The 16,160-nt window shown below is 72.4% G+C and carries 13 protein-coding genes; 1 reads left to right on the top strand and 12 read right to left on the bottom strand.

The annotated features are described in order from the left end of the window. Positions 1-22 precede the first annotated feature (22 nt). Positions 23-439 carry an acyl-CoA thioesterase gene (locus ACPYO4_RS11795; RefSeq protein WP_425709438.1) on the top strand — a complete coding sequence of 139 codons (417 nt, stop codon included), beginning with the start codon at positions 23-25 and terminating at the stop codon, positions 437-439. An 88-nt stretch (positions 440-527) separates the two neighbouring features. Here ACPYO4_RS11795 and ACPYO4_RS11800 read toward each other — a convergent pair whose 3' ends face one another. The 12 genes from ACPYO4_RS11800 to lnt form a co-directional block, all read right to left on the bottom strand. After that, positions 528-1,454 carry a PaaX family transcriptional regulator C-terminal domain-containing protein gene (locus ACPYO4_RS11800; protein ID WP_425709439.1) on the bottom strand — a complete coding sequence of 309 codons (927 nt, stop codon included), beginning with the start codon at positions 1,452-1,454 and terminating at the stop codon, positions 528-530. Next, complete coding sequence (locus tag ACPYO4_RS11805; RefSeq protein ID WP_425709440.1) at positions 1,454-2,161, bottom strand: ABC transporter ATP-binding protein; 708 nt, start codon at positions 2,159-2,161, stop codon at positions 1,454-1,456. Before ACPYO4_RS11805 ends, ACPYO4_RS11800 begins: the two co-directional genes overlap by 1 nt. After that, positions 2,158-2,946, bottom strand: a complete 789-nt coding sequence (locus ACPYO4_RS11810) for an ABC transporter ATP-binding protein (RefSeq protein ID WP_425709441.1) — start codon at positions 2,944-2,946, stop codon at positions 2,158-2,160. The genes ACPYO4_RS11805 and ACPYO4_RS11810 overlap by 4 nt, the downstream gene beginning before the upstream one ends. Further along, positions 2,943-3,989, bottom strand: a complete 1,047-nt coding sequence (locus tag ACPYO4_RS11815) for a branched-chain amino acid ABC transporter permease (RefSeq protein ID WP_425709442.1) — start codon at positions 3,987-3,989, stop codon at positions 2,943-2,945. The genes ACPYO4_RS11810 and ACPYO4_RS11815 overlap by 4 nt, the downstream gene beginning before the upstream one ends. After that, a complete protein-coding gene (locus ACPYO4_RS11820) occupies positions 3,986-4,870 on the bottom strand; it encodes a branched-chain amino acid ABC transporter permease (RefSeq protein WP_425709443.1) in 885 nt (294 codons plus the stop codon). The genes ACPYO4_RS11815 and ACPYO4_RS11820 overlap by 4 nt, the downstream gene beginning before the upstream one ends. A gap of 11 nt (positions 4,871-4,881) precedes the next feature. Beyond that, complete coding sequence (locus tag ACPYO4_RS11825; protein WP_425709444.1) at positions 4,882-6,087, bottom strand: ABC transporter substrate-binding protein; 1,206 nt, start codon at positions 6,085-6,087, stop codon at positions 4,882-4,884. A gap of 169 nt (positions 6,088-6,256) precedes the next feature. Then, positions 6,257-8,632, bottom strand: a complete 2,376-nt coding sequence (locus tag ACPYO4_RS11830; RefSeq protein WP_425709445.1) for an ATP-binding cassette domain-containing protein — start codon at positions 8,630-8,632, stop codon at positions 6,257-6,259. Between the two features lie 121 nt (positions 8,633-8,753). Beyond that, on the bottom strand, positions 8,754-10,763 hold the full coding sequence (locus ACPYO4_RS11835) for an ABC transporter ATP-binding protein (protein ID WP_425709446.1): 2,010 nt from the start codon (positions 10,761-10,763) through the stop codon (positions 8,754-8,756). Then, positions 10,760-12,517, bottom strand: a complete 1,758-nt coding sequence (locus ACPYO4_RS11840) for an ABC transporter ATP-binding protein (RefSeq protein WP_425709447.1) — start codon at positions 12,515-12,517, stop codon at positions 10,760-10,762. Before ACPYO4_RS11840 ends, ACPYO4_RS11835 begins: the two co-directional genes overlap by 4 nt. A 354-nt stretch (positions 12,518-12,871) precedes the next feature. Next, complete coding sequence (locus tag ACPYO4_RS11845; RefSeq protein ID WP_425709448.1) at positions 12,872-13,225, bottom strand: RNA polymerase-binding protein RbpA; 354 nt, start codon at positions 13,223-13,225, stop codon at positions 12,872-12,874. A gap of 187 nt (positions 13,226-13,412) precedes the next feature. Continuing rightward, a complete protein-coding gene (locus ACPYO4_RS11850; RefSeq protein WP_425709449.1) occupies positions 13,413-14,213 on the bottom strand; it encodes a polyprenol monophosphomannose synthase in 801 nt (266 codons plus the stop codon). Positions 14,214-14,251: 38 nt separating this feature from the next. Further along, on the bottom strand, positions 14,252-15,823 hold the full coding sequence (gene lnt / locus ACPYO4_RS11855) for an apolipoprotein N-acyltransferase (RefSeq protein WP_425709450.1): 1,572 nt from the start codon (positions 15,821-15,823) through the stop codon (positions 14,252-14,254). Positions 15,824-16,160: the final 337 nt, after the last annotated feature.

Raw genomic sequence — 16,160 nt, forward strand, 5'->3', positions numbered from 1 at the left:
TCGCCGAGGAGAAGGAGGAACGGTGGGAGCGTCGATCAGCTACGAACGGACCGTGGCCTGGGCGGAGACCGACGCCTCCGGGCACTACCACAACAGCACCGTCATGCGGCTGTTCGAGGCCGCCGAGGCCGCGCTCGTCCGCGACCACGGGCTGACCGACTACTTCGGGGTCACCCCCCGGGTGCGGCAGGAGATCGACTTCGAGGCCAAGCTCTACTTCGACCAGCCCACCACCACGGTGGTGACGGTCGAGCGGATGGGACGCACGTCGATGACGTACCGGTTCGAGGTGTGGGGCGAGCCGTTCCGTGACCAGCCGCGGGCCCGCGCGGCCAGCGGCATCGTCGTCGTGGCCCACGTGCCGGTCGGCTCGCCGTCCGCCAGGCCGTGGCCCGAGGACGTCGTCGCCGCGCTGGGCTCTCGCGCGGCGGACGGCTGAGGAGGAGCCCGGGACGGGACAGTGGTCCCGGAGCCCGGAGCCCTGGTCTCGGACGACGTGCCTCGCCCGCCCCGCCTCCGGTGTGCCCTCAGCCGGGCTCGCCCCGGCGGGGATCGTGGATGACGCTCAGCGCGTGCTCCTCGGCGCGCGGGCGCATGACGGCGTCCAGCCTCTCGAACAGGGCCCTGGCCGACTCCCCCGGCCAGTTCTCCGGCAGCAGGGTGAGCGGCAGGCCGGGATCGCGGTACGGCAGCCGCCGCCATCGCGTGAGCATCGGGACGTAGGCGCGGAAGTGGTCGCGGGCGGACGACCGTCCGGACTCGGCGAGCACGCGGTCCTGGTCGTGGCGCGCGAGGAACTCCGAGTACAGGGCACCCAGCTCGCCCAGCTCCCACCACCGGGCCACCCGCTCCCGCAGGTCGCCGTAGGCGAGGTGCTCCCCGCGGAACAGGTTGACGTAGGTGTGCAGGCCGTGCCGCTCGAGGGTGTGCCGTACCTCGTCCTCGAGGTTGGCCGGCGCCACCCAGAAGCCGGGGGCGATCGTGCCCAGGCCGAGCCGGGTGAGGTGCGACCTCAGCTCGTGGCGACGCGCCCGGTGCGACTCCGGTACCGAGAACACCACGAGCAGCCACCCGTCCTCCTCGGTGGCCCGACGCCGGTCGAAGATGCGCCGGTCACCCTCGGCGACGAGCCCGAGCGCGTCCTCGCTCAGGGCGTACCCGGCGGCGCCCCCGCGCCGCTCGCTCCGCAGCACGCCGCGTCGCTTGAGCCGCGAGATCGAGGACCGTACCGCGAGCCCGTCGACGTCGAGATCGGCCATCAGCGACACGACCGAGGCCACCGAGATCCAGTTGTCCTCGCGCCGCGCGTACAGGCCGAAGATCGTGAGGATGAGCGGGGCGAGCCTGCCGTCGTGGCCGCCGCCGCCGGCGCCGGCCCCGCTCCCGGAACCGGCGCCCGCGCGGGTCCCGCCCGCATGTCCGGCCCCTGAGCCGGTACCGCGCGTCGTCGCCATCAGCCCACCCCGAGGAGGCTCCGCGCGGCCGCCTCGTCGCGCCGGAACTCCGCCACGGTGCTCTCGTGCACGACGACTCCCTTGCGCATGACCGCGACCCGGTCCGCGACGGCGAACGCCAGGCGAAGGTCCTGCTCGACGACGACCGTCGCTAGACCGCCGGAGGTCAGGCCCTCGAGGATCTCCCGCACCTGGTCGACGACGGCAGGCGCGAGCCCGTCCGAGGGCTCGTCGAGCAGCAGGACGCGGGGGGAGCCCAGCAGGGCCCGTCCGATGGCGAGCATCTGCTGCTCGCCGCCCGAGAGCTGCGAGCCGAGGTTCGTCCGACGTTCGGCGAGTCGCGGCATGAGCTCGTAGACCCGCTCGGGGGTCCAGTCGCCCGACCGCCGGTGGGAGATCTGCAGCGTCTCGTGCACGGTCAGCGGCGCGAACACCCGCCGGCCCTGCGGCACGATCGCCAGTCCCGCCCGCGACCGGGCGCTGGTCGGGCGGTGGGTGACGTCCCTCCCGTCGATCCGGACCGTGCCCGCGCTCGCTCGCACGAGCCCCATCATCGTCTCGATGAGGGTCGTCTTGCCGGCGCCGTTGCGGCCCAGCACGGCGACCGACTCCCCCGCCGTCACGGCGAGGTCGATGCCCTGCAGGACCCGGCTGCCGTCGTACCCGGAGACCAGAGCGCTCACCTCGAGCAGCGGCGGCGCGGTCACGAGGACACCTCGAACAGCTCGGTGCCCGCGGACCGGCCGAGGTAGGCCTCCTGCACCGCGTCGTCCGCCCGCACGGCCTCCGGCGATCCGTCCGCGATGAGGCGCCCGGCGGCGAGCACGCTCACCCGCTCGGCGAGCCGGAAGACGACGTCGAGGTCGTGCTCGACGACGACGACGGTCACGGTGCGCGGCAGGGACTCCACGAGGGAGGCGAAGAGCTCGGTCTCCGCGACCGACATGCCTGCCGTCGGCTCGTCGAGGAGGATGAGCCGCGGGTCGCAGGCGAGCACCATCGCGACCTCCACCTGACGGCGTTCGCCGTGGGAGAGCGCCCCGCACAGGGCGGCGTGCCGGTCGGCGAGGCCGACGTTCTCCAGGTGCGTCATCGCGGCGTCGCGGATCGCGCGGTCGCGGCGCGGGCTCGGCCACGCCCGCACGGGAGAACCAGAGGAGCGTTCGACGGCGGCCCACACGTTGTCGAGCACGCTCATCCCGAGGAACAGGCTCGAGTGCTGGAACGTCCGGACCAGTCCGGCGCGGGCGCGGCGCGCCTCGCCGAGCTGGGTGATGTCCTGCCCCTCGAGGTGCACGGTGCCCGACGTCGCGCGGGTGCGGCCCGCGAGCACGGCGAAGAGGCTGGACTTGCCGGCCCCGTTCGGGCCGATGAGGGCGTGGCGGGCGCCGCGCGCGATCTCGAGCGTCACGGAGTCGACGGCCGTCAGCGAGCCGTAGCGCAGCGTGAGGTCGTGCGTGCGCAGGATCGCGGCGTCGGTGGGTGGGCTCACTGCTCGGTCCCCCGTCCCCTCGTCGTGGATCGTTGTCGGTCGGGCAGCAGTCCCAGGGGCCACCGGGCCCGGATCCCGGCGATGCCCCGGGGCAGCAGGTACACGGCGGCGACGAAGGCGATGCCGAGCAGGAGCGTGCCCCGGCCGTCGAAGTAGCCGCCCAGCCAGTCCCGCACGAAGATGACGAGGCCCGCACCGAGGACCGGTCCCCACAGGACGCCCGCCCCTCCGACGACGACCGCGAGGAGGGCGAACGCCGAGACGTCGAACCCCATGTCGCCGGGCGACATGAACCGCGTCTGGGCCACCCAGGCCGTGCCGGCCGCGCCGGCGATGCCGCCCGCGATCGTGTACGCGATCAGCTTGGTGGGGTAGGTCGACTGACCGAGGGCGCGCAGACGCGTCTCGCCGTCGCGCACGCCGCGCATCGACCGGCCCAGCGGTGAGGAGGAGACGAGCACCGCTGCGCCGAGGCCGAGCAGGAAGACGCCGAGCACCCACCAGTACACGTATCCCTGCAGCACGAGGGGCTCCCCGCCCGGGACGAGCGTGACGGCGGGGATCCCGGTGAGCCCGTTGGAGCCCCCGAGAGCCGCCACGGTGTCCGCCGCCCGGTGCGCGAGCTCACCGACGGCGAGGGTCACCATGAGGAAGAAGACTCCCGACGTGCGGACGACGACGGCGCCCGTCGCCGCGGCCAGCACGGCCCCGACGGCGACACCCACCCCGAGCTGGATGAACCCGTTCGTCGTCAGATGCTTGCCGACCAGGCCGGCGGCGTAGGCACCCGCGCCGAAGTAGGCGACCTGCCCCAGTGAGGGCATGCCCATGAGTCCGGTGAGCATGTCCACGCTGACCACGAGCAGGGCGAACGACAGCGCCCTGGCGACGAGGCCGAGCGGATAGGGGGCGAGGAAGAACGGCAGGAGGGCCAGGGCCAGCAGGGCGAGGGCGATGAGCAGCCGGCCGAGCCAGGCGCGGGAGGGCGCCCTGGTCGGTGCGCTCGGGCGCACGGCCTCGGCGGTCTCGACGGTCGTCGTCATGCGTGGGACCCCGTCCGTGCGGGCAGCAGGCCCTGGGGCCTGAGCAGGAGGACCGCCGCCATGGCGGCGAAGAGCAGGAAGGAGGCGAACTCCCCGGCGAGAACCACGCCGATCGACTGCACCTGGCCGACGATGAGCGCACCCAGCACGGCGCCGCCGAGCGAGCCCAGGCCGCCGATGACCACGATGACGAGGGCGAGGAGGAGGATCTGGTCGTCGAGCCCCGGCTGGGCGCCGAGGATCGGCGCGGCCAGCAGCCCGCCCACCGTGGCCAGCGCCGCGCCGACCCCGAAGACCAGCAGGAGCACGACCCGGGTGCGGATGCCGATGGACTCGACCATGCCGCGGTCCGCGACCGTCGCGCGGACGATCGCGCCCGCCCGGGTGCGGTCCAGGGCCAGGTACAGGGCGACGGCGATCACCGCGCCGACGCCGATCATCAGCAGCCGGTAGACCGGGTACGGGCTGCCGCCCAGCGAGATGGATCCCGCGAGGGCCTCGGGCGAGGCGACGGAGCGCACGTTCGACCCGAAGACCTCGCGCAGCAGCTCTGCTGCGATGAGGGCCATGCCCAGGGTGAGCAGCGCCTGCCGCAGGTGGTTGCGCACCGGCCCGGTCATCGCCGCCAGGAGTCCCCCGGCGGCGAACCCGACGAGCGCGGCGACGACGACCGCGAGCAGGAACGTGCCGGTCGAGGGGCGTCCGTCGAACATGGCGACGCCGACGTAGGCACCCACGAGCGAGATCGCACCGTGCGCGAGGTTGAGCACGTCCATCGTGCCGAAGACCAGGGAGAGCCCGATCGCGATGAGGAAGAGGACGGAGCCCAACGCGAGGCCGTTGAGCAGGGTCGTGAAGTTGGCTGCGAACCAGTCGAGCACGCCGCGGTTCCTCAGCCCTCGAGCTCGGCGATGATCACGTTGCGCAGCTCGCCGTCGACCTCCTGGACCTCACGGATGTAGTACGGGGTCAGCGGGTCGTGGTTCTCGTCGAAGCTCCACGGGCCGCGCGGGCTGTCGATCTCGCCGATCTCACCGAGCGCGGCGGCGATGCCGGGCCCGTCGATGCTCTCGGCTGCCTCCGCGGCGGCGTCGACCGCCGCTGCGGCGTCGTAGGCGGAGACGGCGTAGATGGTGGGGTACTCGCCGTACGCCTCCTCGTAGGCCTCGACGAACTCGGTGTTCCGCTCGGTGTCGATCATGGCGCTGTACGGCAGCGAGGTCTGGATCCCCAGTGCGGACTCGCCCTGCGCCTCGAGCAGGTCGCCCTCGACGATGAAGCCGTTGCCGTAGAGCTGGATGTCCTCCGAGAGACCGAACTGGTCGTACTGCTGGACGAAGCTCGCGGCCTCGGCCCCCGCGTAGAAGGCGAACACCGCCGATGCGTCCGACGCCTGGATCTCGCTGAGGTAGGGCTGGAAGTCGCTCGTGGTCCCGAACGGCGTGTAGGTCTCGCCCGCGACGGTGCCCCCGGCGGCCTCGAAGGCCTCCCGGAAGCCCGCGACGTGCTCCTGGCCGGCTGCGTAGTCCGCCGCGATGAGGTAGACGGAGCCGTCCCCGACGGCCTCGACGACGTGCTCGCCGATGGCGCCGCTGACGTCGCCGTTGCGGTAGGAGCTGCGCCAGATGTAGTCGGAGCCCTCGGCGGTGATGTCGTTCGCCCCGGCGTTCGCGAGGATGAGCGGCACCTCGGCCTGGATGAACGCGTCCTGGAGGCCGAGCGCGACCGCGGAGCTGACGATGCCCACGACCACGTCGGCCCCGTCCTGCGTGACGAGCCGCTCGGTGGCGGGCACACCGGTCTGCGGCCCCTCCCCCTCGTCCGCGGTGACGAGCTCGACGTCGAGCCCACCGAGCTGACCGTCGTTCTGGTCGAGGTAGAGCTGGAAACCCTGGTTGATGTCCTCGCCGAGCGGCGCGTAGACGCCGGACTGCGGGTAGGACAGTCCGACGGTGATCGAGGTGGCCCCGTCCTCCCCTGCCTCGTCGTCGTCGCCGCCGCCGAGGCTGCCGCCTCCGCAGGCGGCGAGCAGAGCCATGGACGTCAGTCCTGCTCCGAGGACGACGGTGCGGCGGGCGGGTCGGGGGGACCGATCCATGATGGACCTCCGGAGGTTCGTGTGCGGCACTGCAACGACCCCGGCAGCGTACGGCGTCCTCGTGACGGTCGTCAATATTCCGCGGTATGCGCGTGTCCTGGGCTCCCGCGCGCCTGCCTGGGTCCGCCTCCGTGCCTCGTCACGTCCCCTTGCCTCGGCCCCGCCGCGCTCAGGCGCCCACGTACTCCGCAAGGTGCTCGCCCGTGAGGGTGGACCGCGCGGCCACGAGCTCGGCCGGCGTGCCCTCGAAGACCACTCGGCCACCGTCGTGCCCGGCCCCGGGGCCGAGGTCGATGATCCAGTCGGCGTGCGCCATCACGGCCTGGTGGTGCTCGATGACGACGACCGACCGTCCGGACTCCACGAGCGAGTCGAGCAGCGCGAGCATCTGCTCGACGTCCGCCAGGTGCAGCCCGGTGGTGGGCTCGTCGAGGATGTAGACGTCGGCCGGCTCCCCCATCCGGACCGCCAGCTTGAGGCGCTGCCGCTCCCCGCCCGAGAGCGTGGTCAGTGGCTGTCCGAGGGTGAGGTAGCCGAGCCCGACGCCGACGAGCCGGTCGAGGATCTTCGCCGCGGCCGGGACCTTCGCCTCGCCGGCGGAGAGCAGCTCGAGGGCGGCCACCACCGGCATCTCCAGGACGTCGGCGATCGAGTGGCCGCCGAGGGTGAGCTCGAGGACCTCCGGGCGGTAGCGGCGGCCGCCGCACTCCTCGCAGGTGGTCGAGACGGTGTCCATGAAGCCCAGCTCCGTGAAGATGAGGCCCGCGCCGTTGCAGGCCGGGCAGGCGCCCTCGGAGTTCGCGCTGAACAGCGCGGGCTTGACGCCGTTGGCCTTGGCGAAGGCCTTGCGCAGGGGCTCGAGCGCGCCGGTGAAGGTGGCGGGGTTGGAGCGTCGCGAACCCTTGATCGGGCTCTGGTCCACCACGACCACACCCTCGCGACCGGCGAGCGAGCCGTGGACGAGCGAGCTCTTGCCCGAGCCGGCCACGCCGGTGACGGCGACGAGCACGCCGAGCGGCACGTCGACGTCGACCGACCGCAGGTTGTGGCTGTCCGCCCCGCGGATCTCCATGCTGCCCTTCGACTTGCGGACCGGGTCCTTCAGGCGTGCGCGGTCGTCGAGGTGCCGACCGGTCAGGGTGCCCGACGCCCGGAGCTCCGCGACCGTGCCCTCGAAGACGACCTCTCCCCCGGCGGAGCCGGCCCGCGGGCCGATGTCGACGACGTGGTCGGCCACCGCGACGGTCTCCGGCTTGTGCTCGACGACGAGGACGGTGTTGCCCTTGTCCCGCAGGCGCCCGAGCAGGTCGTTCATCTGCCGGATGTCGTGGGGGTGCAGCCCGATCGTCGGCTCGTCGAAGACGTAGGTGACGTCGGTGAGGGCCGAGCCCAGGTGCCGGATCATCTTCGTGCGCTGCGCCTCGCCGCCGGACAGCGTCCCGGAGGGCCGGTCGAGCGAGAGGTAGCCGAGCCCGATCTCGACGAACGCGGCGAGCGTGTCCGCCAGGTTCTCGAGCAGGGGTCCGGCGCCGGTCAGCTCGAGGCCGCGGGTCCACACCAGGAGGTCGGAGATCTGCATCGCGCAGGCGTCGGCGATCGAGACGCCGTCGATCGTCGAGGTGCGGGCGCCCTCGGCCAGGCGGGTGCCGGCGCACTCGGGGCAGGTGCCGAACGTGACGGCCCGGTCGACGAAGCGGCGCAGGTGCGGCTGCAGCGAGTCGCGGTCCTTGCTGAGCATCGACTTCTCGATCCGGGGGATCAGCCCCTCGTACGTGATGTTCATGCCCTCGGCCCTGATCTTGCGCGGCTCGGCGTAGAGCAGGTCGTGACGCTGGTTCTTCGACAGGTCCTTGATCGGCACGTCCAGCGGGATGACCGCGCCGAACAGCTTCGCGTACCAGCCGTCGGCCTTGTAGCCGGGGACGAGGACGGCACCGTCGGTGAACGACAGGTCCTCGTCGATCACCGCGGTGAGGTCGATGTCCGAGACGGACCCGGTCCCCTCGCAGCGGGGGCACATGCCGCCGACGATGGTGAAGGTCGCCTTCTCGGCCCGCGTACGATCTCCCTTGTCCACGGTGAGGGCGCCGGTGCCGGTGGCGGAGGGCACGTTGAAGGAGTAGGCCTGGGGCGAGCCGATGTGCGGAGTGCCGAACCGGCTGAACAGGATGCGCAGCACGGCGTTGACGTCGCTGACCGTGCCGAGCGTGGAGCGGATGCTGGCGGCGAGGCGCTCCTGGCCGACGATGATCGCGGTGGTCAGGCCGTCGAGCGTGTCGACCTCGGGCCGGTCGAGCCGGGGCATGAAGCCCTGGACGAACGCGGAGTAGGTCTCGTTGATCATCCGCTGCGACTCGGCGGCGATCGTGTCGAACACGAGCGAGCTCTTGCCGGAGCCCGAGACCCCGGTGAACACGGTGAGCCGCCGTTTGGGGATGTCGAGCGAGACGTCCTTGAGGTTGTTGACGCGTGCGCCGCGCACCCGGACGAGGTCGTGGCTGTCGGCGGGGTGTCCGCCCGGACGAGGTGCCGGCGTGCTGGCCATGGGGTCCTTCTTCGTCGGTGCCGAGGTGGAGCGGGCGTGGTCGTTCGGAGCGCGCCCGGGTGCGCCGGCACACGTTACACGCGGGGTCGGACGTCCCGGCGGGGCCCGGGGCGCCCCGGTCTCAGTCCGACGGCGGCACTGCGTCGGCGGGGCCGTCACCGGGGACGGGGCCGGCCGGCGCACCCGCGCCACCGACCGGTGCCGCGCCCTCGACCACCGCCTCGTCGGCGTCGGGGTCGACCCCCTGGGAGAACTGCGAGCGGTAGAGGCGGTGGTAGGCACCGCCCGCCTCGAGCAGCTCCTCGTGGTCGCCCTGCTCGACGATGTCGCCGTGCTCCATGACGAGGATCGTGTCGGCGTCGCGGATCGTCGACAGCCGGTGCGCGATGACGAACGAGGTCCGGTCCGTGCGCAGCGCGCCCATGGCCTGCTGCACGAGCACCTCGGTCCTCGTGTCGACCGACGAGGTCGCCTCGTCGAGGATGAGGATCGGCGGGTCGGCGAGGAACGCCCGGGCGATGGTGATGAGCTGCCGCTCCCCGGCGGAGATGTTGGCGCCCTCGTCCTCGATCGCGGTGTCGTAGCCGTCCGGCAGGGTGTGGACGAAGCGGTCGACGTAGGTCGCCGTCGCGGCCGCCCGCACCTCGTCGTCGGTCGCGTCGAGACGGCCGTACCGGATGTTCTCCATGATCGTCCCGCCGAAGAGCACGGCGTCCTGGAGCACCATGCCGACCTGGCTGCGCAGCACGCTCCGCTCGAGGGTCGCCGTGTCGACGCCGTCGAGCCGGATCTGGCCGGCGTCGATGTCGTAGAAGCGCATGACGAGGTTGACCAGCGTGGTCTTGCCGGCCCCGGTCGGCCCGACGATCGCCACCGTCCGCCCGGGCAGCGCCGTGAGCGAGAGGTCAGTGATGAGCGGCTGGTCGGGGGTGTAGGAGAAGGCGACGCGGTCGAACTCGACCATGCCCCGTACCGGCTGCGCGAGGCGCCCGGGCTGCGGGCCGGCCGGGTCGAGCGTGCCGCGCCCGGCGGACTCGGCGAGGTCGGGCTCCTGCTCGTCGGCGTCGAGCAGCTCGAAGATCCGTTCGGCCGACGCGACGCCGGAGATGAGCATGTTCGCCATGCCGGCCATCTCGCCCAGCGGCGCGTTGAACTCGCGCGAGTACTGGATGAAGGCGGTGACCTGGCCGAGCGACATCTGGCCGTTCGCCACCCGCAGGCCACCGACGACGGCGATGCCGACGTACCCCAGGTACGTCACCCACTGCATGACGGGCATGATGACGCCGGAGTAGAACTGCGCCTTGAACGACGCCTCGAAGAGCTCCTCGTTCCGCTCGTCGAACCGTTCGCGCATGCTGTCCTGGCGCCCGAACACCGTCACCAGGTCGTGCCCCGTGAACGACTCCTCGATGTGGCCGTTGACGCGCCCCGTGTGGCGCCACTGCGCGGTGAAGAGCTGCTGCGACCGCGACCCCACCACGCCGACGACGATCCCGGCGATCGGCAGGGCGGTGAGCGCGATGAGCGCGAGCTGCCACGACAGCACGAACATCATGATGGTGATGCCGATGATCGTCATGAGCGCGTAGAAGAGCGACGCGAAGGCCTGCTGCATGGCGGCCTGGACGTTGTCGACGTCGTTCGTCGTGCGGGAGAGCAGGTCCCCGCGCTGCCGGGTGTCGAAGTAGCTCAGCGGCAGGCGGTTGACCTTGGTCTCGATCGCCTCGCGGAGCCGGTAGACGACCCGCATGACGATCTCGTTGAGGACGAATCCCTGGAGCCAGTCGAACAGGGCCGCGGCCGCGTACATGCCGAGCACGACCAGCAGGAGGCGGCCGAGCTCGGTGAAGTCGACACCGGTGCCGGACAGGACCCCGTCGAAGATGACGTCCATGGCGTCGCCGAGGATCGTCGGCGCCCAGACGGTGAGCACGGTCGAGATCGCGCCGGCCAGGAAGACGGCGGCCACGCCGAGCTTGTGGTCGGCGAGCGTGGCGAACAGCCGGCCCAGCGAGGGCCAGAAGCGCTTGGCCTTCCGGGGCGCGGAGCCCTCGCCCCACTCACCCGCACCGACGCTGTCCTGCAGCTCGGCGATCTCCTGCTCGGAGAGCTCGTGCTCCGTGCTCATACCAGCTCCTCCGCACTGATCTGCGAGGCCACGATCTCCCGGTAGGTCTCGGAGCTCTCGAGGAGCTCGTCGTGGGTACCGCGGGCGACGATGCGGCCCTCCTCCATGACGAGGATGAGGTCGGCACCCGTGATGGTCGACACGCGCTGCGCGACGACGATCGTCGTCGCCCCGTCCGTGTACCGGCGCAGGGCCGACCGCAGCCGGGCATCCGTCGTCACGTCGAGGGCGGAGAACGAGTCGTCGAACAGGTAGACCCGGGGGCGTGCCACGAGGGCACGGGCGATGCACAGGCGCTGCCGCTGACCGCCGGAGACGTTCGTCCCGCCCTGCGAGACGTTGGACTCCAGGCCGGTGCGGGCATCGTCGCCCTCGCCCGTGGTCCGGTCACGGACGAACTCGGTGGCCTGGGCGGTGTCGAGCGCCGCCCACAGCTGTTCGTCGGTGGCGTCCGGGTTCCCGAACCGGAGGTTGTCGGCGACCGTGCCGGAGAACAGGTACGGCTTCTGCGGCACGAGCCCCACGGCCCGCGTGAGCGAGGAGCGGGAGAGCCGGTCCACGGGTAGGCCGTCGACGAGGATCTCCCCCGCCGTCGCGTCGTAGAGGCGGGGCACGAGATTGATGAGCGTGGACTTCCCCGACCCGGTCGAGCCGATGATCGCCGTCGTGGTGCCGGCGCGCGCGGTGAAGGTGACGTCGTCGACGACCGGGGCGTCGGCGCCGGGGTAGGCGAAGGTCACGCCGCGCAGCTCGACGGTGCCGTCCGGGTCGCTCGGCTCGAGGGGTGCCTCTGGCTCGGTGACGGAGCCTCGGGCCTCGAGCACCTCGCCGATGCGCCGCGCGCAGATGATGGCGCGCGGGAACATCATGAACATGAAGGTGCCCATCATCACGGCCATGAGGATCTGCAGGAGGTACTGCATGAACGCCGTCAGGGCGCCGACCTGGACGAGGCCCTCGTCGACCCGGATGCCGCCGAACCACAGCACGGCCGCCGTGGCCAGGTGCAGGACGAGGGTGATGACCGGCCCCATGAGGACGAACAGCCGGCCGATGTGCACCGAGGTGCGGGTGAGGGTCGCGTTGGCGCCGGTGAACCGCTCGGTCTCGTGCCGCTCGCGGACGAAGGCGCGCACGACCCGGATCCCCATGATCTGCTCACGCATGACGCCGTTGACGTCGTCGATGTTGGACTGCATGCGCTCGAACAGCGGCATCAGCCTCACCACGAGGACCCCGACGACCACGAGCAGGACGGGGACCGAGACCCACACGAGCCAGGACAGGCCGGGGTCCTCCTGGATGGCCATGACGATGCCGCCGATCGACATGATGGGCACCATCACCATGAAGTTGAGCGCCATGAGCACGACCATCTGGACCTGCTGGACGTCGTTCGTGCCCCGGGTGATGAGGGTCGGTGCACCGAACCGGCCCATCTCCTCGGCGGAGAAGGCGTCGACGCGCGTGTAGACCGCGCGTCGCAGGTCGCGGCCGAGCGCCATCGACATGCGGGCGCCGAACCAGACGGCCGCCACGGCGGTGACGAGCTGGACGAGAGCGACGCCGAGCATGAGGGCGCCCACGCGCCAGATGTAGGCGGTGTCCCCGGTGGCGATCCCGTGGTCGATGATGTCGGCGTTGAGGCTGGGCAGGTAGAGAGTGGCGATCGTGGCGGCCAGCTGCAGCACGAGGACGGCGACCACGAGGCCGAGGTACGGGCGACCGTAGGTCCGGACGAGCTTCCAGAGCATGAGGACTGCTTTCGGTCGGTCGGCGGTGGTGGATCGGGGTTCGAGAGACAGGAACGAGTGCCGGGCTCGCGGTCGGGACCTCATGCGCGGGGCCGGGGTCCCGCGCCGGGCCGCCGTCACGAGCCGGCCTACCTTAGACGCCCGTGCCCCGGTGGGCGCCAGTGGATTCTCGACGTGCTCCGCAACGGTCGTGCTCGGGCGGGGTGGTGCTCACACGCGGTGGTCATGCGCGGTGGATCAGACGTGGTGGTGCTCGGGCGTGCGGGAGGCACGGTATCGACCCCCACCGACAGCGCGCGGCCCCGGGCACCGCGTGGGTGCCCGGGGCCGCGATCCGGGTCGTCTCCCGCTCGGTCAGGCGCTGCGGCGGCGCAGCTGACCGCTGCGCAGGAGCGCGAGCCGCTCCTCGAGCAGGACCTCGAGCTCCTCGACCGAGCGGCGCTCGAGGAGCATGTCCCAGTGGGTGCGGACCTTGCGGGCGGGCTTGACGGGCTCCGGCCGCTCGGTGTCCCGGCGCAGGGACTCCTTGCCGCAGGTCGGGCAGTCCCACAGGGCCGGGATCTCGGCCTCCATGGAGAACGGGACGGTGTAGGTATGGCCGTCCACGCAGTCGTAGGTCACGCGCTGGCGCTCGGCGAAGTCCACACCGTCCTCGGACTCCATCGAGTACGCACCGATCTTCATGCCACGCAGTGCTCGGTCCGCCATGGTCTCTCTCCTCACCTGTCGGGGGCCGCGGCTGTTGTCCGCCGCGGCGGTGGGTCTCGGCCGCGCCACGACGCGGGTCGTGGGGCTGCGGAGCCACCTCCTGCTGATCTCGTGAACACCGGACGGTCGTCCGATGTTCCCTCGTCGGTCGCTTTCGTGTGTGACCTGGGCGACGCCCGCCGGATCCTCAGCGGCGGCGCAACCTGCCCAGGAGTCCGCGGACCTGCCCGGCCCGGTGGCGGGCGCCCCAGGCGGTGGTGCGCCACAGCGCCTCCCGCACGATGCCCCCCGTCATCTTGGACACGCCCTCCTCGCGCTCGACGAACACGATCGGCACCTCGACGATGCGCATGCCCGCGCGGTGGACGCGCCAGGTCATGTCGACCTGGAAGCAGTAGCCGGCCGACTCCACCTCGTCCAGGTCCAGCGCGCGAAGCGTCGCGGCGCGGAAGACCCGGAACCCCGCGGTGGCGTCGCCGACCGACATCCCCAGCGCGAGCCGGACGTACGTGTTGCCGGTCCGCGAGATGACCTCCCGGCTGCGCGGCCAGTTCGCGACCTCGCCGCCCGGGACCCAGCGCGAGCCGATGACGAGGTCCGGGGCGTCGCCCGCCTCCGCGCGCTCGAGGAGGACCGGCAGGTCGACAGCCCGGTGGGAGCCGTCGGCGTCCATCTCCACGACGAGCTCGTAGCCGCGCTGAAGGGCGCGCGAGAACCCGTCGACGTACGCCCGACCGAGGCCCTCCTTGCCGGCCCGGTGCAGGACGTCGACCTGCGCGTCGGCCGCCGCCAGCTCGTCGGCGAGGTCGCCCGTGCCGTCCGGGCTCGCGTCGTCGACCACGAGGACGTCGACCCACGGTGCGGCCTCGCGCGCGCGGCGCACGGCCACGGGCAGGGACTCCAGCTCGTTGTAGGTCGGGATGATGACGAGCGTGCGCGGGTGCGCGTCCTCGGGCGAGGACGGGTGCGCGTCGTCGGGTGCGGACACGGGTGCTCCTGGGTCGGGGCCGGGGCGTGCGCCTCGGCTCACCGCGAGCGGGCGGGAGCCGTGAGGCGGCCCCTGACGATACCGGCCACGCCCAGGCCCGCGGTGACCAGGACGGCCACGAGTCCTGCGGGACGCGCCACACGCACGGCGGGCGTGATCTCCGTGCGCAGCGGGAGGTCCTCGCCCGTGTACGTCGTCACCTCGAACAGGTCGGTGCGCTCGAGCAGCTCCCCGTCGGGGGCGACGACGCCGGACACGCCGGTGCGTCCGACCTGCACGGCGGACCGCCCGAACTCCACAGCGCGGAACCGCGTCATGGCCAGCTGGTGCGCGCTGACCGCGGTGTCGCCGTGGGTGGCGTTGTTGGTCGGGATGACGATCATCTCCCCGCCGAGCGCCACGCCCTCGGCGATGATCGCCTCGTAGCCGACCTCGAAGCAGATCCCCACCGCGAGGGGGACCTGCCGACCGAGCCGCTCGACACCGACCTCGACGAGGCCCGGTCGGTCGCCGGGCAGCATGTCGGTGGTCACGCGGTCCACGGCCGGGGAGAAGAACCGGAAGAAGTTCCGGTAGGGCATGTACTCGCCGAACGGCACCGGGTGCTGCTTCGCGTAGGCCTGACCGACCGGCCCCTGACCGGCCTCCCAGACGACGAGCTCGTTGTAACGGTTCCGGCCGCCGTCGCCGTCGTCGACGTACCGCTGGGTACCGAGGAGGACCGGCACGCCGGCCGCCTGCGCGGCCCGCTCGACGGACGCCGCGACGTCCTCGTCCGTGCGCGGGTCGACGTCGGCCGCGGACTCGGCCCACAGGACGAGGTCCAGATCGGGCTCGCCGGACACGAGCTCCTCGGTGAGGTCCGCATGGTCGGCGGTGACCTGGCGAGCCTCCGCGCTGGTTGTCAGCCCGCCGCCGGGGACGTGGACCTGGACGGCACCGACCGAGAGCGTGCCCGACTGGGCGCCCGTCGGCAGCGGCAGGATCAGGCCCACGAGCAGGACGACGCCCCCGGTGGCGACCAGCCGCACACCACGGAACGGACGCAGCCTGCTCGTGGCGGACACGCCCTCGGCGAGCAGCACGCCGGTGAGCACGACGAGCGCGGAGACGAGCGGCTCCCCGCCGAGCCGGGCGAGGGAGACGAGCGGCCCGTCGACCTGGCTGTGCGCGAGCACGCCCCACGGCAGTCCGCCGAACGGGACGTTCGAGCGCACCACCTCCACGCCGACCCAGGCGAGAGCCGCGAGGAGTGCGCCGATCAGCGGTCGACGGGATGCGCCGAGCGCGGTCACGGCCCAGGCGCGCAGCGGCCCGTACAGGGCGAGGATGAGGGCCTCGAGGATCGACAGCGCCACCCACGGCAGCCACTCCCCGCCGCCGACAGCCTGGACCGCCCACGAGAGGTGCCGCAGCATGAAGGCCAGTCCGAAGCCGGCGGCCACGAGGTAGGCGAACCTCGCGGAGTGACCCCGCAGCGCCAGGTGGAGCGCCCCGACGGCGAGGATCGCGAGCCACCACCACGTCCGGGGGGCGAACGCCAGGTCGGCCGCGAGCCCGGCGGCGACGGCGAGGACCAGGGCGATCGGGCGCGGGAGCGTGGCGGGCACCGGGGAAGTCTACGAAGGAGCGGGGGCGCCCGCCGATCCGCCCCGGCGACCGCACCGGGGGAGGCCCGCGCACCCTTCGGACCGTGCCGTCGCCCGGGGGCGTCGACAACGTTTTCTACTGGGCGCGCGGGCCGTGCGACCTACGGCGTCACGGCCAGGTCGGGGCCCGGCCACCTGCCGCGAGGCGTTGGGAGAACATAGCCCGGACGCGGAGTACCCCGCATCCTCCCCTCCGCCACCGGCGGCGGTGTATTGGCAGGTCAAGGGCTTGGTTGCAGGTCAGTGGGCCGCGGACTCCCCGGCGTGTCGTCCCTCGGCGTGTCCTCCACGGGCTGTG

Origin of the sequence: Georgenia sp. Z1491 (assembly GCF_049856175.1) — a bacterium.
Lineage (GTDB): Bacteria > Actinomycetota > Actinomycetes > Actinomycetales > Actinomycetaceae > JB111.

What these genes read in the sequence shown, in the direction of transcription:
- ACPYO4_RS11800 (WP_425709439.1), bottom strand. Translation starts at nt 1,454, where the DNA reads ATGGCGACGACGCGCGGTACCGGCTCAGGGGCCGGACATGCGGGCGGG.
- ACPYO4_RS11815 (WP_425709442.1), bottom strand. Translation starts at nt 3,989, where the DNA reads ATGACGACGACCGTCGAGACCGCCGAGGCCGTGCGCCCGAGCGCACCG.
- ACPYO4_RS11825 (WP_425709444.1), bottom strand. Translation starts at nt 6,087, where the DNA reads ATGGATCGGTCCCCCCGACCCGCCCGCCGCACCGTCGTCCTCGGAGCA.
- ACPYO4_RS11830 (WP_425709445.1), bottom strand. Translation starts at nt 8,632, where the DNA reads ATGGCCAGCACGCCGGCACCTCGTCCGGGCGGACACCCCGCCGACAGC.
- ACPYO4_RS11835 (WP_425709446.1), bottom strand. Translation starts at nt 10,763, where the DNA reads ATGAGCACGGAGCACGAGCTCTCCGAGCAGGAGATCGCCGAGCTGCAG.
- ACPYO4_RS11840 (WP_425709447.1), bottom strand. Translation starts at nt 12,517, where the DNA reads ATGCTCTGGAAGCTCGTCCGGACCTACGGTCGCCCGTACCTCGGCCTC.
- ACPYO4_RS11845 (WP_425709448.1), bottom strand. Translation starts at nt 13,225, where the DNA reads ATGGCGGACCGAGCACTGCGTGGCATGAAGATCGGTGCGTACTCGATG.